The sequence below is a fragment of the Siminovitchia terrae genome, assembly GCF_003605405.2.
In the GTDB taxonomy this organism is placed as follows: Bacteria; Bacillota; Bacilli; order Bacillales; family Bacillaceae_C; genus Siminovitchia; species Siminovitchia terrae.
Window position 1 is genome coordinate 64,034 of sequence record NZ_QYTW02000014.1, and the last position, 22,153, is coordinate 86,186.

Annotated in this window: 26 protein-coding genes; 20 read left to right on the top strand and 6 right to left on the bottom strand. The window is 43.4% G+C overall.

Going from position 1 to position 22,153, the window contains the following annotated elements; genetic code table 11:
- The first annotated feature begins 39 nt into the window (after window positions 1-39).
- Both D5F11_RS14310 and D5F11_RS14315 read left to right on the top strand, forming a co-directional pair.
- Window positions 40-1,458 (top strand): LutB/LldF family L-lactate oxidation iron-sulfur protein, encoded by a 1,419-nt coding sequence (locus D5F11_RS14310; RefSeq protein ID WP_120117919.1) that lies wholly within the window; start codon window positions 40-42, stop codon window positions 1,456-1,458.
- A complete protein-coding gene (locus D5F11_RS14315) occupies window positions 1,455-2,174 on the top strand; it encodes a LutC/YkgG family protein (protein WP_120117918.1) in 720 nt (239 codons plus the stop codon). Before D5F11_RS14310 ends, D5F11_RS14315 begins: the two co-directional genes overlap by 4 nt.
- A gap of 136 nt (window positions 2,175-2,310) precedes the next feature.
- Here the strand turns inward: D5F11_RS14315 and D5F11_RS14320 are convergent, their stop codons facing one another.
- Both D5F11_RS14320 and D5F11_RS14325 read right to left on the bottom strand, forming a co-directional pair.
- Window positions 2,311-3,285, bottom strand: a complete 975-nt coding sequence (locus D5F11_RS14320) for a nuclease-related domain-containing protein (protein ID WP_120117917.1) — start codon at window positions 3,283-3,285, stop codon at window positions 2,311-2,313.
- 51 nt (window positions 3,286-3,336) lie between these two features.
- Entirely contained in the window at window positions 3,337-3,666 is a 330-nt protein-coding gene (locus D5F11_RS14325; RefSeq protein ID WP_120117916.1) for an MGMT family protein, read from the bottom strand.
- Window positions 3,667-3,778: 112 nt separating this feature from the next.
- Between D5F11_RS14325 and D5F11_RS14330 the strand changes: the two genes are divergently transcribed.
- From D5F11_RS14330 to D5F11_RS14355, 6 genes are all read left to right on the top strand, one after another.
- A complete protein-coding gene (locus D5F11_RS14330) occupies window positions 3,779-4,090 on the top strand; it encodes a cupin domain-containing protein (protein WP_120117915.1) in 312 nt (103 codons plus the stop codon).
- Window positions 4,091-4,316: 226 nt separating this feature from the next.
- On the top strand, window positions 4,317-5,318 hold the full coding sequence (locus D5F11_RS14335) for an ABC transporter substrate-binding protein (protein WP_120117914.1): 1,002 nt from the start codon (window positions 4,317-4,319) through the stop codon (window positions 5,316-5,318).
- 10 nt (window positions 5,319-5,328) lie between these two features.
- The gene (locus D5F11_RS14340) at window positions 5,329-6,093 is read left to right on the top strand and encodes an ABC transporter permease (protein WP_120117913.1); all 765 of its coding nucleotides are present in this window, start codon (window positions 5,329-5,331) and stop codon (window positions 6,091-6,093) included.
- 13 nt (window positions 6,094-6,106) lie between these two features.
- Entirely contained in the window at window positions 6,107-6,898 is a 792-nt protein-coding gene (locus tag D5F11_RS14345; protein WP_120117912.1) for an ABC transporter ATP-binding protein, read from the top strand.
- Between the two features lie 202 nt (window positions 6,899-7,100).
- Entirely contained in the window at window positions 7,101-7,394 is a 294-nt protein-coding gene (locus D5F11_RS14350) for a hypothetical protein (protein WP_120117911.1), read from the top strand.
- 398 nt (window positions 7,395-7,792) lie between these two features.
- A complete protein-coding gene (locus D5F11_RS14355; RefSeq protein ID WP_120117910.1) occupies window positions 7,793-8,608 on the top strand; it encodes a hypothetical protein in 816 nt (271 codons plus the stop codon).
- Between the two features lie 31 nt (window positions 8,609-8,639).
- Here the strand turns inward: D5F11_RS14355 and D5F11_RS14360 are convergent, their stop codons facing one another.
- A complete protein-coding gene (locus D5F11_RS14360; RefSeq protein ID WP_120117909.1) occupies window positions 8,640-9,266 on the bottom strand; it encodes a sterol desaturase family protein in 627 nt (208 codons plus the stop codon).
- Between the two features lie 471 nt (window positions 9,267-9,737).
- On the opposite strand from D5F11_RS14360, the gene D5F11_RS14365 reads away from it, so the two are divergent.
- The 5 genes from D5F11_RS14365 (at window position 9,738) to D5F11_RS26525 (ending at window position 12,669) form a co-directional block, all read left to right on the top strand.
- The gene (locus D5F11_RS14365; protein WP_120117908.1) at window positions 9,738-10,118 is read left to right on the top strand and encodes a GntR family transcriptional regulator; all 381 of its coding nucleotides are present in this window, start codon (window positions 9,738-9,740) and stop codon (window positions 10,116-10,118) included.
- Window positions 10,115-11,026 carry an ABC transporter ATP-binding protein gene (locus D5F11_RS14370; protein ID WP_120117907.1) on the top strand — a complete coding sequence of 304 codons (912 nt, stop codon included), beginning with the start codon at window positions 10,115-10,117 and terminating at the stop codon, window positions 11,024-11,026. The genes D5F11_RS14365 and D5F11_RS14370 overlap by 4 nt, the downstream gene beginning before the upstream one ends.
- On the top strand, window positions 10,998-11,747 hold the full coding sequence (locus tag D5F11_RS14375; protein WP_120117906.1) for a hypothetical protein: 750 nt from the start codon (window positions 10,998-11,000) through the stop codon (window positions 11,745-11,747). The genes D5F11_RS14370 and D5F11_RS14375 overlap by 29 nt, the downstream gene beginning before the upstream one ends.
- The gene (locus D5F11_RS14380) at window positions 11,747-12,451 is read left to right on the top strand and encodes a hypothetical protein (protein WP_120117905.1); all 705 of its coding nucleotides are present in this window, start codon (window positions 11,747-11,749) and stop codon (window positions 12,449-12,451) included. The genes D5F11_RS14375 and D5F11_RS14380 overlap by 1 nt, the downstream gene beginning before the upstream one ends.
- A 68-nt stretch (window positions 12,452-12,519) precedes the next feature.
- The gene (locus D5F11_RS26525) at window positions 12,520-12,669 is read left to right on the top strand and encodes a hypothetical protein (protein WP_185830703.1); all 150 of its coding nucleotides are present in this window, start codon (window positions 12,520-12,522) and stop codon (window positions 12,667-12,669) included.
- Between the two features lie 321 nt (window positions 12,670-12,990).
- Here the strand turns inward: D5F11_RS26525 and D5F11_RS14385 are convergent, their stop codons facing one another.
- Both D5F11_RS14385 and pdxR read right to left on the bottom strand, forming a co-directional pair.
- The gene (locus tag D5F11_RS14385; RefSeq protein ID WP_120117904.1) at window positions 12,991-13,758 is read right to left on the bottom strand and encodes a MerR family transcriptional regulator; all 768 of its coding nucleotides are present in this window, start codon (window positions 13,756-13,758) and stop codon (window positions 12,991-12,993) included.
- 34 nt (window positions 13,759-13,792) lie between these two features.
- A complete protein-coding gene (pdxR, locus tag D5F11_RS14390; protein ID WP_120117903.1) occupies window positions 13,793-15,235 on the bottom strand; it encodes a MocR-like pyridoxine biosynthesis transcription factor PdxR in 1,443 nt (480 codons plus the stop codon).
- Between the two features lie 108 nt (window positions 15,236-15,343).
- On the opposite strand from pdxR, the gene D5F11_RS14395 reads away from it, so the two are divergent.
- Window positions 15,344-15,787 (top strand): GNAT family N-acetyltransferase, encoded by a 444-nt coding sequence (locus D5F11_RS14395; RefSeq protein ID WP_120117902.1) that lies wholly within the window; start codon window positions 15,344-15,346, stop codon window positions 15,785-15,787.
- 33 nt (window positions 15,788-15,820) lie between these two features.
- On the opposite strand, the gene D5F11_RS14400 is transcribed toward D5F11_RS14395, so the two are convergent.
- Window positions 15,821-16,372: a short-chain dehydrogenase gene (locus tag D5F11_RS14400; RefSeq protein WP_120117901.1), complete on the bottom strand. Its 552-nt coding sequence runs from the start codon at window positions 16,370-16,372 to the stop codon at window positions 15,821-15,823.
- 143 nt (window positions 16,373-16,515) lie between these two features.
- On the opposite strand from D5F11_RS14400, the gene D5F11_RS28145 reads away from it, so the two are divergent.
- From D5F11_RS28145 to opuFB, 6 genes are all read left to right on the top strand, one after another.
- Window positions 16,516-16,596: a putative holin-like toxin gene (locus D5F11_RS28145; protein WP_373316065.1), complete on the top strand. Its 81-nt coding sequence runs from the start codon at window positions 16,516-16,518 to the stop codon at window positions 16,594-16,596.
- A 269-nt stretch (window positions 16,597-16,865) separates the two neighbouring features.
- On the top strand, window positions 16,866-17,591 hold the full coding sequence (locus D5F11_RS14405; RefSeq protein ID WP_120117900.1) for an ABC transporter ATP-binding protein: 726 nt from the start codon (window positions 16,866-16,868) through the stop codon (window positions 17,589-17,591).
- Window positions 17,588-18,616 carry an ABC transporter permease gene (locus tag D5F11_RS14410; RefSeq protein WP_120117899.1) on the top strand — a complete coding sequence of 343 codons (1,029 nt, stop codon included), beginning with the start codon at window positions 17,588-17,590 and terminating at the stop codon, window positions 18,614-18,616. Before D5F11_RS14405 ends, D5F11_RS14410 begins: the two co-directional genes overlap by 4 nt.
- A 13-nt stretch (window positions 18,617-18,629) precedes the next feature.
- On the top strand, window positions 18,630-19,280 hold the full coding sequence (locus D5F11_RS14415) for a TetR/AcrR family transcriptional regulator (RefSeq protein ID WP_120117898.1): 651 nt from the start codon (window positions 18,630-18,632) through the stop codon (window positions 19,278-19,280).
- A 326-nt stretch (window positions 19,281-19,606) separates the two neighbouring features.
- A complete protein-coding gene (locus D5F11_RS14420; protein ID WP_120117897.1) occupies window positions 19,607-20,557 on the top strand; it encodes an ABC transporter ATP-binding protein in 951 nt (316 codons plus the stop codon).
- Window positions 20,550-22,064: an osmoprotectant update ABC transporter permease/substrate-binding subunit OpuFB gene (gene opuFB / locus D5F11_RS14425; protein WP_120117896.1), complete on the top strand. Its 1,515-nt coding sequence runs from the start codon at window positions 20,550-20,552 to the stop codon at window positions 22,062-22,064. Before D5F11_RS14420 ends, opuFB begins: the two co-directional genes overlap by 8 nt.
- Window positions 22,065-22,153 lie beyond the last annotated feature (89 nt).

The window sequence follows — 22,153 nt, forward strand, 5'->3', positions numbered from 1 at the left end:
GCTCTAGGATTGATGTTTGAATAGAAAGGGGAGAGGCAATTGGGAATTAAAATCGGCAATGCTGCCTTTGACGTGCGTGCAGACGAAGCGCTCCGAGATCAGAATGTACAGGGGGCGGTCCCGTCTGCACAGGAACGGCTTCAATCTGTCCGATTAAAGGCGGTCGGTGAGCTGGACGATTGGGAACGCTGGCGTGACCTGGGCGAAGAAATCCGTTCGCATACGATAGACAACCTTGATTACTATTTGACCGAGCTAAGCAATAATGTGGCGAAGCGTGGCGGACATGTGTTTTTTGCAGAAACTGCAGAAGACGCCAATCAATACATTGAAGAGGTCGTTCGGAAGAAGCAGGCAAAAAAGATTGTAAAATCAAAATCGATGGTCACAGAGGAAATTGGACTGAATCCAGTTTTGGAAAAATCCGGCTGTGAGGTCATTGAAACGGATCTTGGCGAATACATCATTCAATTGGATAATGACCACCCTTCTCATTTCCTCGGTCCTGCTCTTCATAAGACGAGGGAGCAGGTCAGGGATATTTTTTCAGAAAAAAGGGGATACGTCGGTAGCGAAGAGCCGGAAGAGCTCACACAGTTTGCCCGCGAACAGCTTCGGAAGGAATTTTTATCAGCTGATGTCGGCATAACTGGGTGCAACTTTGCCATTGCCAATTCGGGAACAGTCGGTATTGTGACGAACGAAGGGAATGCGCGGCTTTCAACGACGGTGCCGAAAACGCAGATCACCGTTATGGGAATGGAGCGGCTTGTTCCTTCGTGGGAAGATTTCGATGTGATGGTTTCCTTACTTTGCCGTAGCGCAGTTGGACAAAAGCTTTCGACGTATGTAACGGCTGTGAGCGGGCCGAGGCTAGAAGGAGAAGCAGACGGGCCGGAGGAATTCCATTTAGTGATCGTCGACAACGGCAGATCCGGTATTCTTGGAACGCAATTTCAATCGGCCCTGCACTGTATCCGCTGTTCAGCCTGTGTCAATGTATGCCCGGTATACCGCCATATCGGCGGACATGCATACGGTTCAATTTACCAGGGGCCGATCGGAGCTGTTTTGACTCCGCTCTTGGGCGGATACGAGGAATATAAAGAACTTCCGTATGCTTCTTCATTATGTGCTGCCTGTACGGAAGTATGCCCGGTGCGCATACCGCTGCACGAATTGCTCTATAAGCATCGTCAGCAAATCGTTCAGGAAGAAGGACTTGCACCAGCCGGGGAAAAAATGGTGATGAAAACGTTCCGGACGGTCACATCATCCAGCCGGCTTTATAAAGTTAGTACAAAATCCGCCACGGCTGTACGCGGAGTGATTGCAGGCATGTCCAAGGGCGGGCCAAAGCCAATCCGAGGATGGACGCAATCGCGAAACCTGCCTTCCGTCGGGAAAAAGAGATTCCGGGATCTGTATAAAGAACGGAAAAAGGGGGCGGGCGAATGAGTACACGAGACGAGCTTAATGGCCGAATTGCCAATCGGGAGCAGTTCCTGGAGCGGCTGGCTAAAAGTTTTGGACGGGATCGTATAATGGAGAAGCCCGCCCGGCCTAATCGAGAGTACAAGCCTCAATGGGAGGTTTTTTCCGGCTTGACGAGTGATGAACTTGTCGAAGTCCTGAAGAATCAGTGCCTCCTCGTTTACACGGAAGTGATTGAAACGGAGAAGGCAGAGCTCGGAGCCGCTTTAAAAGAAGCGTTAGACCAAAATGATTGTAAATCGATCGTTACATGGAAAGATCCAAGATTTGCAGAGTTCGGATTGAACGGTGTTTTAGGACAGTACAAGGTAAGTGAGTGGAATTCTGAAGATCGGATCGGGAGCATAGCTGCAGCCGAGCAGGCCGATGTTGGGATCACTTTCAGCGATATCACACTTGCAGAATCTGCGACAGTCGTCCTTTTTTCAAGCGAAGGCAAAGGCCGTTCCGTGAGCCTCTTACCGAGGAACTACATTGCTGTCATTCCAAAAAGCACCATCGTTCCGAGGATCACTCAGGCTGCGGCAGAAATCGATAGGCGAATTGCAGCCGGGGAGAGCGTTGCCTCCTGCGTCAACTTCATCTCTGGGCCGAGCAACTCCGCCGACATCGAAATGAGCCTCGTTGTTGGCGTGCACGGTCCTGTCCACGCTACCTACATCATTGTGGCCGATGCATAGAATATGAAGAGTTGGAGCGCGCCGGCCCCTTTGGGGCGATGCGCGCTCCAACTCTCTTATAAAAGCTCCAACTCTCTTATAAAAGCTCCAACTCTCTTATAAAAGCTCCAACTCTCTTATAAAAGCTCCAACTCTCTTATAAATCTTTTTTATGAAAATCTAAGGTATATCTGCGATAGCGGCAGGAACCGATGCTGTTTAAATCCATAGAACATAATATTCTAGAAGCAATATTCATATCAACCCCAAGAAACTCCCTGCAATCCTTATTTGTCATTTCCCGCCCCATTATAAGAAACCACTCCCTAACCCCGCGTTCATGCGCTCTATGATCGAGGAATCCGCATGAACGGCAACGCCAGCTCCTTTTAATTTTAACCATTCCGATCACCCCGCAATTGAGGCAGATGACCCCGGTTCGAATGTCCTTTCTTGGAATATTGTAAGTTTCACAGACCGGCCTTGGAACATAGTTGATGTGACGATCCAGAAATTCTTCAGCTAGCCAATTGAACGTTTTTTGATCGAGCAACGTTTCTTTGCGGGGCAATTCCATAATATAGCGAGGAACATGGTTGGGGAATAACACTGGAGTCTTTGCTGGGGCCCGATCCAGAATCTGCTTTGGATACGCTAATACTACAGCTTGGAAAATGGGGATGTAGATTCCTTTCGACTTCAGCCAGCCTTCAAGCAGCTCCCCGTTGCGTTCTACTTGGGCAGCCGCGCTTTCAAATCCATCAACCTCCCCTGTCTCGCGAGTTCGAATCAATTGGGGAGGGTTGTCCCTAAATTCCAATCGTCCTCCAATATTTTTCACTTCAAGAACAAGGGCATAGAATGGGGTTAGAAACAGGGAGTCTATTTGAAAGGGAGTAGTAGATGCTAAGGAAAGGTCATGGATCACTCTGTGTTCAAATGGAAATGAGTGTTTGTGAAGTGCTTCAGCCAGCTTTATTTCACCAGAAATGCCAGCTTCGAGGGAAAATTCTTTTGCGGTTAAAATAGGAATTACTGCATGTCTCGGATGCAGCCGTTTGATAGAAGCTTGTACACCTTCTAAAGGAAGCGATCTTCCTCTATGTTTGATAACGATATATTCCACCTCCATAGTAGTTTACAAGTATCCTAGCATAATTCGTAAGCGTATTCCATAGAGTATTTACCCCCGCATCCAGTCCATATCCTCTCCGGCAGGTCCTTCCCAGCGGAATGTTTTCATGTCAATTCGGCCGTTTTCATTTAGCTCTATCCCTTCTTGCTCAAGGAGCTGTCTCTGCTTGTCCGCTTTAAAAAGGACAATCTCTCCTTTTGTATTGACTACCCGGTGCCACGGTAAATTATACTTCTCACTCATGGAATGCAGAATTCTGCCAACCTGCCTAGCCGCTCTGTGATTTCCTGCAAATGTTGCAATTTGTCCGTAAGAAGCAACGCGTCCCGCTGGAATTTGCAAGATGGTGTCTATAACTTTTTCTGTAAAATGATTCATCTCCATTATCTCCTTATAAAGATGTTCTATTGATCTCGAATCTACTCTGTAATCATTATATCAAAATTATCTGATATAATGATTACAGATATCTGTGACAGGAGTTGTTCCCATGTTAAAAAACATTAAAGAATCTCAGGAGTTCAACGAAAGCCGCTTTGTCAGGAAGAAGCTTTTTCAAGAGGGAAAAACTGACGCATTCGTCTTGAATCTTTTGCCTGGTCAGTCAGTCCCTCCGCATCCGCACCCCAATGCACATGTTTATATGTATGTAGTTGAAGGAGCGGGCACATTAATCATTGATGAAAAAGAACTCACCGTCTCGCAAAAGGATGTTGTTCACTGTGAAGATCAACAAATGCTAGAGATTGAGAATACTGGCGATAAGCCTCTTTCTATCTACGTTGTATTAGCAAAGTCCTAGTTGTTCATAAAAGTTCCACAATTGTCTCATTCTTTGGCAGGTAAAAGCTATTTCTTTATACTCGTAATTGATTTAAAATAGAGCTAGTGCGTTTGGAGTACGTCTGACGGACTGGTTTTTTTTGGCCCCTTCGGGTCATAAATCGCCCTTTTTCAAGGATTGTCGACGTACTGACACTTTAGTATGGTAGAGCAAAGAAGTTTTTCAAAAATGAGGGGGAAGTAAAATGAAGTTGAGAATTCTAGCCATCAGCATCGCAATTTTCATGCTAATTGCTGCTGGATGCTCCAATAGCTCCAATGAAGGAGCAAAAGATAAAGACGGCGGAAATGCCAATGGAGATACGCAGACCATCAAAGTGGCTGTTCAGCCATGGGTGGGCAACGGCCCGTTCTGGATTGCTGAGGAAAAAGGGATTGATGAGAAACACGGTATCAAAATCGAAACAGTCCCCTTTGAACAGGACTCTGATATGAATGCAGCTTTTGCTTCCGATAAAGTGGATGTAGCGAACCTTGCAACTCATACAACCATTCGGATGAAATCCAATCAGGATCTGGACATGAAAGCCATCATTTTCATGGACGAGTCCCATGATGCAGACGCAATTTTAGCTACAAAAGACATTCAGTCAGTCAAAGAGTTTAAAGGACAGAAGGTTGCGTTTGAAGAGGGCGCAACATCAGAGCTTCTTCTTCAGCAGGCATTGAGCGAAGAGGGCATGACACTGGATGATGTTGAAACGGTATTTATGCCGGCACCGCAGGCAGGTCTTTCTATGATTTCCGGTGATGTAAAAACGGCTGTTACTTATGCTCCATATATTAAAGAAGTGCTGGATAAGAAGAAGGATGAGGGAGTGCATCTTCTTTACACTGGCAATAACTCACCTGGTTTGATCAGCGATATTGTAGTTGGTAAAACAAAATTCTTCGAAGACAATCCTGAAGCAAAAGAAAGCTTGCGCGCTGTATGGGACGAAGCCCTTCAATATTGGAGAGACCATGAAGAAGAGGGGAATGAAATCGTGGCAAAAGGCAGCGGCATCACTGCTGACGAATTGCCATCTATCCTCAGCGGGCTAAAATTTTACAATAGTGAAGAGCAGTCTGAAAAAGTCAGCTCTGGTGAATTGAGAAAAGCGGCGGAAAACATTCAGAAGCTTATGCTTGAAGGCGGAAGCATGAAGAACGAAATCAACTTAGACGAAATATTTGATATGGAATAGTTGGTACAAAATGAAGCGATATCCAATCATTTCAACAATAAGTGTATTTTTTATATTTGCTGTATGGAGCATTGTGACGTATGGGGGCTACGTAGACCCTCTATTTCTTCCATCTCCGAGTGATGTGGTGCGCGCAGCAATGGAGGAAATTGAAGAAGGTATCTTTTTCAAAGATATCGGTGTCAGCTTTTACAGAATTTTCATGGGCTTTTTCATTTCAACATTGTTCGCTTTGCCAATTGGAATCATGATGGGGACATCCAGAGCGTGGCAATCCATTTGGGAACCAGTTGTCGGACTTGTTCGCTACATGCCGGCCGTCGCTTTTATTCCGTTATCCATTTTATGGTTTGGCACAACCGATACTCAAAAGTTCTTCATCCTATTCCTAGGTGTATTCTTTCAAGAAGTGATCATGGTTGCCGACAATTGTAAAACGGTTAACCGTTCCTTGGTTGAAGTCGGGATGACAATCGGTTTGAAAAAATTTGAGATTATCAAAGATATCGTGTTCAGGGCGGCTTTTCCGGGAATTATGGATACATTCCGGACGACATGGGGATGGGCATGGACCTATCTGGTCGTCGCTGAACTCGTTGCGGCTTCCGAAGGTCTCGGGTTCCGGATCATGCAGGCACAGCGTTATCTTGCAACGGACCGGATCATTCTCGGAATTCTTGTGATTGGGCTCCTCGGCCTCATTACAGATATGTTGTTCAAATTGTTGTATCACCGTTTATTCCCGTGGAAGGAATCAGCCAAGGTAAAAGAATGATGGAGGGGATATCATGGAAGAAGTTCGTTTAGCAGCCAAAGATATCAATAAGATTTTTATCAGCAATAAAAAAGAAGTCGTTGCCCTCCAAGATGTTAACCTGGACATAAAAACAGGAGAGTTTGTTTCCTTGCTCGGTCCCTCAGGCTGCGGGAAGTCGACTTTTCTTAGACTAGTGGCGGGATTAGACACATACACCGCAGGCGACCTTCAATTGGACGGCAAACAAATAACTGGAGCGGGAAGAGATCGCGGCGTTGTTTTTCAGCAATACAGCTTGCTGCCTTGGCTCCATGCGTGGGAAAATGTCGCATTTGCATTGAAAAAAGACAACACATTAAATAAAGCTCAAAAGAAAGAAATGGCTATGCATTTTCTGAAGCTTGTCGGTTTGTCTGGCTTTGAAAACCATTATCCTTCCCAAATGTCCGGTGGAATGCAGCAGCGTGTGGCTATTGCGAGGGCGCTTGTTTATAAGCCAAGCTTGCTGCTCATGGATGAGCCGTTCGGTGCATTGGATGCCCAAACGAGAAAAGAAATGCAGGACCTGCTTCTAAGCGTTTGGGAAGAAGAAAAGTGCAGTGTATTGTTCGTCACCCACGATGTAGATGAAGCGGTCTACTTGTCAGACCGGATCTATGTCATGTCGGCACGGCCTGGAAAAATTGCGAAAGAAATCCAAGTTGAACTGCCGCGGCCCCGTGAATGGGATATGCAGTTAACAAAAGAATTTATTGAATATAAACGTGAAATCATTTTAGAACTGCAGGGCAAACAAAATGCCCCTTTGGCAAATCAAACTTGAACCGTCCATCAGGGCGGTTTTTTCATTATGGAGATATCTAATCAATCATTTGATTAATAAGATGAGTTTATTGTTCCAGTTGCTAAGGTTACTGTACAGTCGCGAATTATTCAATGAATCAAACGTTTGATTCATTTCGGCAATCCCTAAACGAAACCTTTCCCTGCTGTATCCGTAAGGGAGATAAAGGGGGAAAGATCGAATGAAAAAAACAGGTATTATCAGTACATTAATTGTAGCTGCATTGATCATTGGATCAATCGTTTGGTACTTTAACACTGCTTCCGGACAAAGGACGCTAAAAAACATGAAATCCAACAACTCCGGCGGAATGGAAAGAATCGTCAAAGTGTACAGTGGTGACGGAGAACTGATAGAGCAATACGAAGGAAAAATTGATATCCAGGACACGGAATACGGAAACAAGGTATTATTTGATATAAATGGAAAGCGCATCGTTATCTATAACGCTACAGTGGTGACCGAGGAAAAATAAGGGGTCTGACCCCCACTCAATTAACGCGTTAAAGCAAAAAACTCTTTCCGATTAAGCAGGAGTGCGGCATGGTGCTATCGAAGATTATGATCATGAGGGAGACAGCAGCGAAGTCCATAAATGAAAAGTTTATAGCGACCTTCACCAAGTCTCTGGAAAAAGGTGGAGACACGGGCTTATGATTGCTTGGATTCAAGTGGAGAGGGATTCCATAATTGTTTCTAACGAATCAGGAGAACTTCCTGTCTATTATGAGGGAGCTATTAATCAACCGTTTGATTGAAAAATGAGATACTGAAGCGGCTGCCTAATAAAGGCTGATAAATGAAGCGGTGCTCACACTAATCAACTGTTTGATTAATAAAAGGCCAACTCCAATTAAACAGAGGAGCGGTAGCATGAAGACAGAAAGCAATTTTACCAAAATATTAAAGCGAAAATTATTGGCCACATTCTTTACGGCTTTGTTTTTCTCTCTTGCCATGGGAGCCTTTTCCTTAGGTGTGGATGGACCTTATCATAAAGGGAATCAATTCATAGGGTGGTCGTACGTGGTTTTCACTTATAGCGGACCCATTATTTTGGTGTATGGAAATTTGGTTTCTCTTGCATTGGAGCATGCACAAAGGAAATGGTTTAAAGGGAACCAATGGTTGTATATTCTATTACATGTTGTATTTGGTTCGGCTAGTGGTTTATTGTTTCAACAGGCTGGATTTGCAATTAATGGAATGGCGGCTGCTTTGCTGTATGCTCTCGTCGACCGTTTGTTGTTACTATACAAGGGTCCCAAGCGAAAGAAAGTTTATTTTTTTGCTTTGATTCCTATCTTGTTATCGTTAATAGCTTGGGTCACTCTCGAATACACCTCTCCTAAAATACCGCCTTTTACAAAGGAAGAGGCAGTGAAAATCGCCGCATCAGATGAGGGAAGGGCACTGGGGACATTTCCGGATAAGATTGGCCAAAGGGAAGGAATCATCAATGATTATCGTGTAACGATGAAGACAGAGGCATCTGAGTTAGAGAAGGAGAAATATTTAGTGGTCTTTACCGAGACATGGGAAGGTAATGGAGAAAAGGGTGTGAGGTCGGTATCATATGTGGTGGAGGAAAATTTCTTCCAATCTCAGGGGGAGGAAGGTACAGTCCCTCCTTATTATTTCGACAGCGACAGAAAAGAGCAATGGACAAACCAAACGTTTGATGAATAAAATCACCATCTCGCTTGGATGGATCTGTTTGTCATGAGGATTTCTCTCTTTTTTCCAAATCCTTGACGGTTTTACTTGTTTGGACTTCCTTTTCATCCTTTAGCGTACCAAACAATATATCCACAAAAGGGGTGGAGACGCCGTACCAATAGTTCTCATTTTTGAAGTGGTGCAGCAAATGAAGCTTTTTTACCCACACCCCGAATTTAGTGATCGGTTTAATGGGACGATGTGCAACGTAATGTTTCCACTCGTAAATTAGCAACATGACAATGTTCCCCATAAGGAAGGAAAAAGCGCCTGTTAGGGTTGACTCGATAAGATAAAAGACCCCGGCAGCGATAACAAGATTTGGAAGGGTGTACCAAATCGGCAGAAATAAAAGTTTTAAATCATTCGGGTCTTTGTGATGGTCATAATGAAGGCGTTTTAGGAGCTTTAAAAACAGCTGGTTTTTAGGAGCTTTGAGATGGAAAAAAAATCGGTGAGTTGCATATTCAGTAAACATATACGCAACCAGTCCAAGAAAAAAGTAGATGGCTAGAATCCATGTATCGCCCTTTAACCATACAAAAATACTCAAGGCCGCAAAAATGAATAGCATTATGGTAATATCGAAAAACAGGAAAAAATCACGGTACAAGCCCTTCTTCTTCATGTTTGACCATCCTCTTCCTTTGTAATTTCACCTAGCATAGGGACGACATGTGGATTAGTTTCGCGAAAGCTGTTTCATATGGCCGATCCACTCAACCAGTGAAAGCAAACTTTTGGAAGGACATGCGTAATAATATCTCCTTCTATGTTTCGGCATCATTTTTAAGAATCGTCGCGATTGTCATGGGATCTCCTACTACTTTTTCAGCTGATGTAAGTCTTCCTGCGTTAATAGCCCCCTTTCCTGCAATGAACCTTCATCTTTTTCACGCAAAGAATGTCCGTTTTAGGGCATGGTATTATCAATATATTAAAAGATGTATACGTAGATGTCTATATTATCGGAAAATTCGGCGATAAATCTAAACCGATGGTTTCATCAAAAATCATCGGTTTTCTTATTGCTATTTTTAATGTTGTATCATATACTACATTACAACAGTAATGCACCCATCCAGAGAGGAGGATGTGTATGTTAATTGATCCAAATGATACGAAGCCGATTTATCTTCAGATTTCGGAATCGTTGGAGAACGAGATCATTGGTGGCCGTTTTAAAGTGAATGACAAAGTGTATTCTCAATACCAGCTGGCAGATATGTTCAATATTAATCCGGCAACTGCCGCGAAGGGGCTGAATGTATTGGTGGACGAAGGTATTTTATATAAAAGGCGGGGACTTGGTATGTTCGTTGCAGAAGGAGCGAAAGAAAAGGTTATAAGCAAACGAAGGAATGAAACGTTAAAACGATTGATTCAGGAGCTTGTCCTTGAAGCTGAAAGATTGAATGTTTCGGAGAATGATCTTATTGATATGCTTAAAGAAGTGCACAAGGGGAGGGGCGGAGAGTGAATATCATCGAATGTACAGATCTGACGAAAAAATACGGACGACACCAGGTGCTGGATCAACTGTCATTGACAATCAATGAAAATAAAATGACGGGGCTTGTTGGAAGAAACGGGGCTGGCAAGACGACGCTGTTAAAGCTGATTTCCGGCTTTATTCATCCAACTTCAGGAACGATCGAAGTTTTTTCAGAGAATCCTTTCAACAATCTGCGGGTCTCAGCCAACAGCATTTTCATAGATGATCAGATGGGGCTTCCGCCTGCACTTACTTTAAAAGAAATATTGGAAGAGGCAGGGCGTTTTTATGAAAAATGGGATGAGAAACTGGCAGAAGGCCTATTTGATTACTTTTCTTTCAACCCCAATTTTCACCATGGAAATTTATCAAAAGGGATGAAGAGCACATTCAACATGATTTTGGGGCTGGCGTCCCGATGCGCTTTGACGATTTTCGATGAGCCCACGACAGGAATGGATGCTGCAGTCCGCAAAGATTTTTACCGGGCTTTGTTAAAGGATTATCTCGCTCATCCGCGGACCATCATTGTTTCGAGTCATCATTTGAGTGAGATAGAGGATGTACTGGAAGATGTCCTGTTGATTAACAATGGGAAAGTCCGTTTGCATTTGTCTGTTTCCGATCTGAAGGAGTGGGCGATCGGTCTTACTGGAAAAATGTCAGCCATTGCGAAATGGAGCGAAAATAAGGAAATCATCCATGAGAAGGAAGCTGGACCTGGCCGCACTTTTACCGTTGTAAAAAATGATTTTTCCGAAGATCAGATCAATCAAATGAAGCTTGACGGAATAAAGGTGTCTCAGGTGTCGGCAAGTGATGTGTGCGTTTATTTGACGAGCAGACAAAAAGGGGGAATCGACGATGTCTTTAACCGAAATGAGTTTGTCTGATGTCGTAAAAAGACAATATGAGTTCAAGATGCGGGCTTTTTTGGGTGTATTTATTTCGATGGCTGGGGTTCATCTAATTAGCCTTCTGTTTTCACTCGGAGGTGTGAGTTCTTCTGGAACAAGTTCGAGCACGGGAATATCAATTGATGTTTCTTATTATTCTGCCGATATAATTGTTATTTTTACAATGGTTTGGATATTCATTACTGGCATACTGATTACTACAAAGTCGGTCAGATATGATGATTTTACTTTTATAGCGAATCGTTTAAGCAGCAATTTAGCAAATGTATTATTTTTGCTGACTGCGAGTGCCATCGGAGGGGCAGCTGCTGTTTTAGTAGGCTTCCTGCTAAAAGTCATCGTTTTCTTTTTGGCAGATATCCAATATAGTACGGGAAACAGCTTAATGGGGGCACCTGCGGAATTTTTCATCGCTGTGACTGCGGCTATTTTATACATGATTTTGTTTGCTTCTCTTGGTTATTTAACCGGTATGATAGTGCAGGTGAATAAAATTTTCGTCTTTTTGTTGCCAGCGCTTTTAGCCGGATTTGCCGTTTATTTGGGAATCCGTAACGTGAAATTGGCAAAAGCCATTTTTGATTTCATTTTTGCTGAATCATCTTTGTTATTATTTGCTGTTAAAGCACTTGTCTTATCAGCTCTATTTTTTGCAGGATCTATGTTCCTCTCGAATCGAATGGAGGTCAGGAAATAATGGGCATGACTGGTTTGCTGGTGCTTGTAGGGTTTGCCGGTATTCTGATATGGGGAATCAAGGGAATGCAGCGGAACGTTTTGAAAAATAAACATTACGTAAAACTACTATTAATCGGCTATGGACTTGTGCTGATAGCTGGGGTATTTATTTTTGAAGCTTTGCCAATCAGTGAAAAAGAACCCGATTTTAATCGGTCTTCTGATGAACAACTGAATCAAGAAATGGACAGATTGGTTGGTGCCCTTTTGGATGGGCGTACGAATGAAGTTGATACTCGGTATGTCCTAAATGAATGGCGATGGAAATACAGTGGAAAAGAGCTCCGCATAGAAGATCAAGACTGGTTTGATGGATCGGTGATTGTGGAAAGAAAACCTGAAAATGACAGAATGATTGAAGGAACCTATTACTCAAAGTCTGTCGTTGGGGGAATCGATATAACGAATGAGTATCGGCCATTGAATGTGACATTGGAAAAAGACACAATGCATGTGAAGGGAAAATGGGAAGAGAAAGACCTTAAATTTACGATATATGAAAAAGAATTTGTCATTACACAGTTTACCGGCGGAGGTAAAGGCGCTATGGATTACGGTGGTTTCATGGAAATCGATTATCTTTATTTAAAAATTCCCAAAGACCTGAAGCTTAAACCGACGAACGAAGACCTATATATCCATTATGTTGGGGAAGACGAGTAAAGAATTGGAGAAAAATATGTTTAACTTCATTCAGCAGAAGTCTCCCACTTCTGTAAGTGGTGAGATGAATGCTATTTCAGTGGGGGTTCAAACCCCGGCTGAATAAAGTTAAAGCCTCCGGCGGATGCCTCAGATTTTCAGAGGAAATTTATCGAGCGGAGCTCGATAAAATCTGGGCGCAAATACGCCAAGGCGCATTTGATCTTTGGGTCGTATGAATCCTGAAGCGGACAGTATTTTGGAAAATTGGATAGTATTTTTGAATATCGGATAGTATTCCGAGAAAGTCGCAAGTATTCCCGTGAACTTGGATAGTATTTGCACGAAGTAGGACAGTAATAGCGTAAACCTGGATAGTATTCCTGAAAAGTCGCAAGTATTTCCACGAATCTGGACAGTACCAGCGCAAACTGTTATTTCAGTACAGATCGATCTTTCGCTTTTTATATCAAGAGGGTCCAGCAAAAGCTGGCCCCTCATTTATTTTAAAAAAGTAAAAAATTTTCACAAGATCCATCGCCCCAAGTCATAGTTAGCGCCTAGTCGCCCAAGTCTGAGCGCCTTTCGATTTCCTTCTTATCAGCAAATGCAGCCATCGCTTCGCACATGAACTTCGCCAAGCCTTCTCCAAATTGATCGATGTTTTTTGTAAAACGCTCGTCACTGACATACATTTGTCCTAATCCCTTAAACGCCTCAAATGAATAGCTCCCGAAGTTGTCGTTTAAAAAGTCATACCACTCCTTGATAGCGGACTGTGCCTCATCAGAATTCGGCGCTTCTTTGCGAAGGGCGGCCAATTTTCTATAAATAGCATTCATTTTTTCAGTCATCGCCTCTTGCTCCTCTCCCGACATACCCGCAAGCTTCGCATTGGATCGATCCACTGCCTTGTTTCCCCAGCGTTCGCGAGCCTCTTTTTCATAAGGATTTTGACTGAAATCAAAACCTTCAAATTTTTCTTTGTTCGTCATTTGAATCTCTCCTTCGGCGTGTTGAATCGTTCTTTCAATCAGAAGGATCATTTGATCAAGCCGGGAACGCTTTTCCAGCAGCATTTTTTTCTGCAGCAGCAAGGCTTCCTGACGATCGAATGATGGGCTGTTCAACACGTCTTTTATTTTCTTTAAAGGGAAGCCGAGCTCTCTGAAAAAAAGGATTTGCTGCAGGGTTTCCAAATCTTCATCTGTATATTCTCGATAACCTGATTCTGCCTTTCGTTTAGGCGAGAGTAGGCCGATTTCATCGTAATGGTGCAGCGTCCGGACGCTAATTCCTATCAACTCTGCCACTTCCTTGACTTTCATCGATTTCTCCTCCCTTCCATCACAATATAAAGGATCACGTTACGTGAGAGTCAATAGGTTTTTGTTGATCCTCATAAAAAGGCAGCCAGGCCTCATGGAGAAGTTCAATTCCTTCAACAATCTGTTCCTCTGATAAGCCTCCAAATCCCAGTAAAATGAGTGGATTTCCCTTCTCTTGCCCAATGCTCCAATTGGCAGTCGTGCTGTAAACTTTCACTCCTAACCTTTCAGCAATTTCTACAAGTTCATCAGCACTTTTTCTGCTTTTTATTTGAGTGACAATATGCAGCCCTGCGTTTTGTCCGGTGATTTTCACATAGTCACCCATGGTGTTTTTAATGGTTTGGAGAAGAAGATCATGCTTTTTCTGATAAATCTTTCTCATTCTGCGGATATGCCGCTCCCATTCGCCACTTTCCATGAACATCTGCAATGTTCTTTGATGCAGCCTCGAAACGGTTTGATCATATTTAAATCTATTCGCCTGGTATATATGCAAAAGCCTTTCTGGAAGGACGATATAGCTCATTCGAATGGCTGGCATGAGTGATTTTGAAAAAGTCCCGGCATAAATGACATTCCCGTTGGCATCCAGTCCCTGCAAAGAAGGAATGGGTTTTCCATGATACCGGAACTCGCCATCATAGTCGTCTTCAATAATCAATCCGCCGTTCTCTTCCGCCCATTGCAACAGTTTGATCCGCTTCGTAATGGGCATGACCATCCCCAGTGGAAATTGGTGGGATGGCGTAATGTAAACAACTTTCGCACCGCTTCGCTCCAATGCGTCCAGATTGATTCCATCCGCTTCGAGCTTGACTGGTGACATTTCGAATCCCAGTCCTTGAAAAACATGTCGCACTCCGTCATATCCGGGTTCTTCCATGGCAATCTTTTTTCCATCCAATCCAATCAACTGACATAAAAGCCTCATGATGGTTTGAGTGCCCGACCCAATAACAATCTGTTCTTCCGCGCAGTTTACCGCACGAGCTTGACGGAGATAGCGGCTGATGGAGGACCGAAGTCCAGGCTCCCCCTGCTTGTCTCCATATGAAAGGAATTCCGAGTTCAGACTTTGATTGACGTATGCTTTCCATTTTTGGAAAGGAAAATGGTCTACATCAATATGAGACATGTAAAAATCAAACAGGATGTTTTTCTGTGCGGCAGTGGGCTTTTTTTCTGATGGCGGCTGCGAAAAATGAGGTAGGTCCCCGAAGGGCTCTTTTTCCATTTTAACTACAAAATACCCACTGCGCTCTTTGCTCTCGACATATCCTTCGGCTAAAAGCTGCTGATAAGCCATTTGAACTGTTGTTTTGCTAATGTGTAAATCATCGGCAAGCTCGCGGATGGACGGAAGGCGTTTAAGAGATGGGATTCCTCCCGTCTGAATTTCCTCTTTTAAGTATTGATAGAGTTGTAGATACAACGGTTCGCTTGATTGATTTTCCAATCGAGGACATATTTTCATAAAATCACCTCAAATCTGTACTGGTTAAATTTTATTTAACTGTATCTTTCTTAGTGTACAGATATACTATAACCTTTTATTTAACACAGTGGAATGGGGGAATGGATTATGCCAATAAATGTAAGACCAGCTGAGAAGAAAGATAGAGATGAGTTAACAAAGCTTATGTATGAGTATGTTGTCGATTTTTACCAAAGGCCAAGGCCGGAAGTTGAAAAAATGCATCATATCATTGAACTGCTGCTTGAAAAAAAGGAAGGGATCCAATTCGTAGCCGAGAAAGGTGGAAAGCTGGCAGGGTTTGCGACTCTGTACTTTACGTACAGTACAACAAGGGCAGATAAAATAACTATCATGAATGATTTGTATGTCGTTGAAGAGGAGAGGGGGGCAGGCGTTGCACAGGAACTGTTTAAAGCCTGCGAAGACTATACGAAGGAGAATGGTTATTTCTATATGTCTTGGGTGACCGCCCCTGATAACTACCGCGCGCAGCGATTTTATGAAAAAATGGGTGGAAGTCGCGCAGATTGGCTGAACTATACGATATAAGCAAAGAAGTCTGCGGGCAGGCAGACTTCTTTTTCATGGACGCAAATTCCATGGTTCTACAGTGCCGATGATATGAAGTGGCGCATCTTTTTGGATGCAGTCGATGATACCATGTGATATTTCTTTATGGTTCAGCCACCGAGAATGGTCATTTTCAATGACAAATCCTAGCTGAATTTGCCGATAACGGCATCCGGACGGTATGTCCACATCTCGGACAGTCTTTTTCAAGTCTATACTGCTGCCCAATACATGAAAGAGCCTCCACTTGTTTTTGCTGTTTTTTGATATGACCTCTGCAATGATGGGCAAAGCATTTTTTCCTATGGAATGGATCCAGGCTACAACTAATTTGATCTCCCCATTTTCGTGAATAATCCTCTTTATCTCGCTGCGAAGATCTGTTACGTTACAGTAATCTACGAGTACAGGTGTAATGGCAGAAGGCTTTTCTGATTGGTCAATCAATCTTTTCATCCGACCCCAGTTTCTTGCTATAACAGATACCCGGTAATTCTGCTGGACAAGCCAGTGTGTAGCACCTGATAGCATTCCCGTTCCACCAATGACAAGAGCATGCTCCAACTCAATTCGCCTCCTCGTTCTAAAGTAACAAAAAATAAAACATATGTTCGTATTTATGAAAAAAATGGTATAATATAAGAACAATAGAACAGGTTTCTCAAGGGCGGTCCGTGCACACTTCTCGCAAGGAGGGAGGTGGTGCCATGACAGTATACGAATCTATCTCGTCCATGATTGGTTTTGCTGTTTTGATTGTGGCCATTCTGTCATTTAAAAAAGACTAAAAGCCGCCTTTGAGATGACCCCTCCAGACGGCTTTAGTACACATTTGTGCTGATCCCCGGCGGGACCTGCTATTGTCGGATCGTTTCGGTGTTCCCAGCGCCGGAACGATCATTCTGACTATATGGTGTTTCTCTCCTCATTATACCCCAATACTTCTTATGTGAAAATACCTCAAAGGGGCGGAACCCGATTTTATCACTTCTATTTTTGTGGAATTTGTTTATAATAAAAAGTGAGTAATCACTCATGGTGAAAAGGGGTGAAATAATTGAACAATGCTTGTGTTTCCATTCGCAGTGTCTCCAAAACATTTGGAACAGTGGAGGTTTTGAAAGATATTGATCTTGAAATTCAACAAGGAGAAATTTTTGGCCTGCTTGGACCTTCAGGGGCAGGGAAAACAACTTTGGTCAAGGAGCTTGCAGGGCTTGAAGTGCCAACCTCGGGTGAAATCGATGTTTTTCAGGAGAAAATGCCCTCCTTGCCCCTGATTGAAAAGCTGGGATATATGGCTCAGTCGGATGCGCTTTATATGGAACTGACCGCCCGTGAAAATCTTGAATTTTTTGCTGCTTTGTATGGCCTGAGGAAAAGAGAACGCAAACAAAGGCTCGTGGAAGTGATGGAACTTGTCCAACTGACTGATCATCTTGAAAAGCAGGTGTCCAATTATTCCGGCGGTATGAAAAGGCGACTTTCCTTGGCCATCGCTCTTTTGCATAAGCCCGAGCTATTAATTTTAGATGAGCCGACTGTTGGTATTGACCCTGTACTCCGAAGAAGTGTTTGGGAAGCCTTCCATCAATTGAAAGAGGAAGGGAAGACGCTGATTGTCACAACCCATGTCATGGATGAAGCAGAAAAATGCGACCGCTTGGGGCTGATGCGTGAGGGCCGGCTCATTGCTGTTGGCACGCCGGGGGAACTGAAGCAAGAAACGGACTCAAATTCAATAGAAGAAGCTTTTCTGGTATATGGAGGTGTATCCTCATGAGAGTCATGGCTTTGGTAAAAAGGATTTTACAGCAGATCGGAAGAGATAAGAGAACCCTCGGCCTTTTAGTTTTTGCCCCTATTCTTGTTCTAACGATGCTCCATCTCGTTTTTAACGGAGATGACTACACGCCCAAAATTGGACTGGTGAATGCGCCTGAACAAATCAAAGATAAAATGGACCTTAAAGGTGCGAAGGTCACTGACTTAAAAGGGGAGGATCAGGCTAAAAAGCTTCTTTCTTCCCGTGAATTGGACGGTTATCTTGTTTTCGACCGGATGCCGCCGTCCGTATATCTTGAAGGCAGTGACCCGCTTGTCAACGGCTCCGCGATGAAGTGGATGCAAAAAGCGTTTAAGCCCTTGCAGGGCCCAAGTGAAATGGCAGACATAGAGATCCACTATTTGCACGGTTCGGCTGACATGAGCCAATTCGATTATTTCGGGCCTGTCCTACTTGGTTTTTTCGTTTTCTTCTTTGTGTTTATCATTGCAGGAGTTTCTTTTATAAGAGAGAGGACGTCAGGGACATTGGAGCGCCTATTATCGACTCCGCTCCGCAAATGGGAGATTGTCATTGGGTATGTAGTTGGGTTTGGCGTTTTTACACTATTTCAAGCGACAATCATAGCCGCCTACAGCATTTATGTCCTGGGCATGTTAATCGAAGGATCTTTCTGGTATGTGCTATTAATCATTGTGCTTCTTTCATTGACGGCCTTGACTCTCGGAATTTTATTATCCTCATTTGCAAATAACGAGCTGCAGATGATTCAGTTTATTCCGATTGTCGTCGTACCGCAAATTTTTTTCTCAGGGCTGTTCAATCTTGAAACTATTTCAGACTGGTTGAGCTGGGTAGGTCCGCTTACGCCTCTTTATTATGCAGCAGATGCATTAAGGGATGTTATGGTCAGGGGCTATGGAGTGAAAGAAATTGCTCTGGATCTGGTGGCTATGCTGGGGTTTGCGGTTCTATTCATGGTACTGAATATCGGAGCTCTTAGAAAATATAGGAAAATATAACAAGGAGTCTATTATGTTGGAACAAAATCAGATTTGGGATCAATTGTCTTTGGATGAGGAAGAGTTCACGCCGAAGCAGAAGAAAATCATAGCGGCAGCAGTCGAAATCTTTGCTGAAAAAGGCTATGCTGCTACATCGACAAGTGAAATCGCAAAAAAAGCCGGCGTCGCGGAAGGAACGATTTTCCGCCATTATAAAACAAAAAAGGAATTGCTTTTATCCATTGTTGCACCGATGATGGCCAAAATGATTGCCCCTTTTGTTATAAAGGATATCAATCGGGTGCTGGATAAGGATTATGATACTTTGGAGGATTTCCTCAGAGCAATGATCAAAAACAGGGAAGCTTTTATGGAGAAAAACATGCTTCTTTTCAGAATTCTTGTGCAGGAGCTACCTTTTCAAAAGGAACTGCAGGAGCAATTCAAGGAGCATATCGCGGCTAAAATATATACTCGTATGGAGAAGGCCGTCATGCATTACCAAGAAAAAGGTGAAATCATGGTTATGCCGTCAAAAACCGTCATCCGCTTGTTTCTTTCGACGATTTTCGGCCATTTAATGGCCCGTTTTTTTATATTGTCTTCTGAAGAGTGGGAAGATGAAGAGGAAATGGAAAGAACCATTCAATTTTTGATGAAAGGATTAAGCCCGGACGAATAAGAGCCTGCGAATGCAGGCTCTTCATTATCTGTTACTAAATATGTTAAAAAGGCCGCCGATTCCGTCTTCATCTTTTGATTCTCCTCCTTGGGAAGAACCGTCTCCAAAAACTGTCTCACCCGGATCCAACTCCACTTATGTCATCGCCAATAAATTGATAAACAATCTCATGATTATTCACTTTTTTCCACCATCCTTTTAAGGGAATTACTGTCAATTGAACCTTTGGATTCAAAAAAAATTTTAAAGCCATAGCATTTGATTTTTCTTGCACCTATTGCGACAATTAACGCTATTATAATGTCGAATAAAAGAGAGGTAAGCCTATGATAAAATTCGATAAAGTTACGAAGCTTTATGATGATCGGACAAAGGCTGTTGACCAACTTGATCTACATATACAAGAAAATGAGTTTTTTGTATTAATCGGACCCAGCGGCTGCGGAAAAACGACTACCTTGAAAATGATCAACCGTTTGATTGATGCGTCAGACGGCAGTATTTTCATAGGAGATAAAAAAATCACCGATTACAATATCCATGAACTGCGCTGGAATATCGGCTATGTTCTCCAGCAGATTGCGCTTTTCCCGCATATGACGATTGCAGAAAACATTGCCGTTGTACCGGAACTGAAAAAGTGGAGCCGAAAACAAATTCTAGGCAGGGTTGATGAACTGCTTGAAATGGTCGGATTGGATCCTGCCGTTTATCGGGACCGGAAACCGACGGAGCTTTCTGGAGGCCAACAGCAACGTATCGGGGTCGCCAGGGCATTGGCTGCTGATCCGAGTATTATTTTAATGGATGAGCCTTTTAGTGCGCTTGACCCGATCAGTCGGGAAAAATTGCAGAATGATATGCTGCATTTGAAACGGACAATCAATAAAACGATTGTTTTTGTGACTCATGATATCCGGGAAGCCCTTAAACTCGGTGACAGGATCTGCATCATGAAAGAAGGAAAGGTGGTGCAGGTCGGAACCCCAGATGATATTTTAAATAAACCGGCCAATCCTTTTGTCCGTGACTTTGTTGGGGTGCATAAACAGGATGAAAGAATTGACCTTGAATCACTTGTCCTTCCTTTGGACGCATCAGTCGTTTTAAATCGTCTTCCAGCGAAAGCTTCATTGGCCGAAGTGCTTGAAAATTTGTCACAGCATGACAAAGTCCTAATTGAAAAGGATGGAAAGTCGATTGGTTTGATAGACAGGCAAAGGGTCATTGAATATATGGCAAGCCAATTGGATGAAAGAGGCTGTAAACATGAGTAGCTTTATGAAGATTTTTCAAGATAGAAGAGAAGAATTGGTCACGGCATTGCTGGAGCATATTGAGCTGTCGTTCATTGCATTGTTCTTTGCAGTTTTGATAGCTATTCCGCTTGGCATTTTTTTAACAAGGAGGAAAAGGGTGGCTGAAAGCATCATTGGCATCACCGCTGTGTTGCAGACCATCCCGTCGCTGGCGTTGCTTGGGCTGTTGATTCCGTTGCTCGGAATTGGAAAAGTTCCAGCAATAATCGCTCTTGTGGTGTATGCACTGCTCCCTATTTTGCGGAACACTTATACAGGCATCAAAGAAGTCGACCCTTCTTTGACGGAGGCAGCCAGGGCAATGGGGATGAACGGACGGCAGCAGTTGATGAAAGTCGAGCTTCCGCTTGCAATGCCTGTCATCATGGCAGGAATCCGGACGGGAATGGTGCTCATTGTCGGAACCGCTACACTCGCTGCATTGATTGGGGCCGGCGGTCTGGGTGATATCATCTTGCTTGGAATTGACCGAAATAACTCTGCCCTCATTGTGCTTGGTGCAGTCCCAGCAGCCCTCTTAGCCATCTTATTCGACCTGCTTCTTCGCAGGTTTGAGCATCTCTCTTTTAAAAAATCAGCCGGTGTGATCGGCGTAATCGCCGTTGCTGCATTGTTGATTATCATCATCCCTTTTGCAGCCGGCGGCAAGAAAAAAGAGCTGGTCATTGCAGGGAAGCTCGGTTCTGAACCTGAAATTTTAATTAATATGTACAAAGTCCTGATTGAGGAAAATACCGATCTGAGGGTTGAGTTGAAGCCAGGACTTGGAAAAACTTCTTTTTTATTCAACGCGTTAAGAAGTGAAAGCATTGATATTTACCCTGAATTTACAGGAACGGTCATCTCTGAATTTTTAAAAGAGAAAGCGGTCAGCACAGACAGAAAAGAAGTTTATGAACAGGCCAGAGCTGGCTTGCTGGAGAAGTTTGACCTCATGCTGCTTGAGCCGATGAAATTTAATAACACGTATGCGCTGGCAGTCCCTGAGCAGTTCGCGGATACTTACGAAATTGGCACAATCTCGGATTTGTCTACTCTGACCGATAAAATCAAAGCCGGATTCACATTGGAATTTTCCGACCGGGAGGATGGGTATGTCGGAGTTCAAAAGCTGTACGGGCTGACATTTCCTTCGATGAAAACGATGGAGCCGAAGCTGCGATACGCTGCGGTTGAATCCAGGGATATCAATTTGATCGACGCTTATTCAACAGATAGCGAGATCGAGCATTACAAGCTTGTCGTATTGGAAGATGATAAGAATCTTTTTCCTCCGTATCAGGGTGCTCCGCTTATGAGGAAAGAGATTGCTGAACAATTTCCGGAGGTGGTGGACGCCTTGAACCAACTGGCTGGAAAAATTACGGATGATGAGATGCGTGAAATGAACTATAAAGTGAATGTTGATGGAGTGTCGCCGGAAAAGGTTGCGAAAGAATTTTTGGAGAAAGAGAACTTTTACTGAAAAGGGAGCAGGGGAAGATGTGTGTTGGCAGGCCCGATGGGGGATAATAATCTGTACAATTATATGAATAATTGAATGTCTTCAAAGAA

What these genes read in the sequence shown, in the direction of transcription:
- D5F11_RS14315 (WP_120117918.1), top strand. Translation starts at nt 1,455, where the DNA reads ATGAGTACACGAGACGAGCTTAATGGCCGAATTGCCAATCGGGAGCAG.
- D5F11_RS14320 (WP_120117917.1), bottom strand. Translation starts at nt 3,285, where the DNA reads ATGGAGGTGGAATATATCGTTATCAAACATAGAGGAAGATCGCTTCCT.
- D5F11_RS14325 (WP_120117916.1), bottom strand. Translation starts at nt 3,666, where the DNA reads ATGAATCATTTTACAGAAAAAGTTATAGACACCATCTTGCAAATTCCA.
- D5F11_RS14330 (WP_120117915.1), top strand. Translation starts at nt 3,779, where the DNA reads ATGTTAAAAAACATTAAAGAATCTCAGGAGTTCAACGAAAGCCGCTTT.
- D5F11_RS14335 (WP_120117914.1), top strand. Translation starts at nt 4,317, where the DNA reads ATGAAGTTGAGAATTCTAGCCATCAGCATCGCAATTTTCATGCTAATT.
- D5F11_RS14340 (WP_120117913.1), top strand. Translation starts at nt 5,329, where the DNA reads ATGAAGCGATATCCAATCATTTCAACAATAAGTGTATTTTTTATATTT.
- D5F11_RS14345 (WP_120117912.1), top strand. Translation starts at nt 6,107, where the DNA reads ATGGAAGAAGTTCGTTTAGCAGCCAAAGATATCAATAAGATTTTTATC.
- D5F11_RS14350 (WP_120117911.1), top strand. Translation starts at nt 7,101, where the DNA reads ATGAAAAAAACAGGTATTATCAGTACATTAATTGTAGCTGCATTGATC.
- D5F11_RS14355 (WP_120117910.1), top strand. Translation starts at nt 7,793, where the DNA reads ATGAAGACAGAAAGCAATTTTACCAAAATATTAAAGCGAAAATTATTG.
- D5F11_RS14360 (WP_120117909.1), bottom strand. Translation starts at nt 9,266, where the DNA reads ATGAAGAAGAAGGGCTTGTACCGTGATTTTTTCCTGTTTTTCGATATT.
- D5F11_RS14365 (WP_120117908.1), top strand. Translation starts at nt 9,738, where the DNA reads ATGTTAATTGATCCAAATGATACGAAGCCGATTTATCTTCAGATTTCG.
- D5F11_RS14375 (WP_120117906.1), top strand. Translation starts at nt 10,998, where the DNA reads ATGTCTTTAACCGAAATGAGTTTGTCTGATGTCGTAAAAAGACAATAT.
- D5F11_RS14380 (WP_120117905.1), top strand. Translation starts at nt 11,747, where the DNA reads ATGGGCATGACTGGTTTGCTGGTGCTTGTAGGGTTTGCCGGTATTCTG.
- D5F11_RS26525 (WP_185830703.1), top strand. Translation starts at nt 12,520, where the DNA reads ATGCTATTTCAGTGGGGGTTCAAACCCCGGCTGAATAAAGTTAAAGCC.
- D5F11_RS14385 (WP_120117904.1), bottom strand. Translation starts at nt 13,758, where the DNA reads ATGAAAGTCAAGGAAGTGGCAGAGTTGATAGGAATTAGCGTCCGGACG.
- pdxR (WP_120117903.1), bottom strand. Translation starts at nt 15,235, where the DNA reads ATGAAAATATGTCCTCGATTGGAAAATCAATCAAGCGAACCGTTGTAT.
- D5F11_RS14395 (WP_120117902.1), top strand. Translation starts at nt 15,344, where the DNA reads ATGCCAATAAATGTAAGACCAGCTGAGAAGAAAGATAGAGATGAGTTA.
- D5F11_RS28145 (WP_373316065.1), top strand. Translation starts at nt 16,516, where the DNA reads ATGACAGTATACGAATCTATCTCGTCCATGATTGGTTTTGCTGTTTTG.
- D5F11_RS14410 (WP_120117899.1), top strand. Translation starts at nt 17,588, where the DNA reads ATGAGAGTCATGGCTTTGGTAAAAAGGATTTTACAGCAGATCGGAAGA.
- D5F11_RS14415 (WP_120117898.1), top strand. Translation starts at nt 18,630, where the DNA reads ATGTTGGAACAAAATCAGATTTGGGATCAATTGTCTTTGGATGAGGAA.
- D5F11_RS14420 (WP_120117897.1), top strand. Translation starts at nt 19,607, where the DNA reads ATGATAAAATTCGATAAAGTTACGAAGCTTTATGATGATCGGACAAAG.
- opuFB (WP_120117896.1), top strand. Translation starts at nt 20,550, where the DNA reads ATGAGTAGCTTTATGAAGATTTTTCAAGATAGAAGAGAAGAATTGGTC.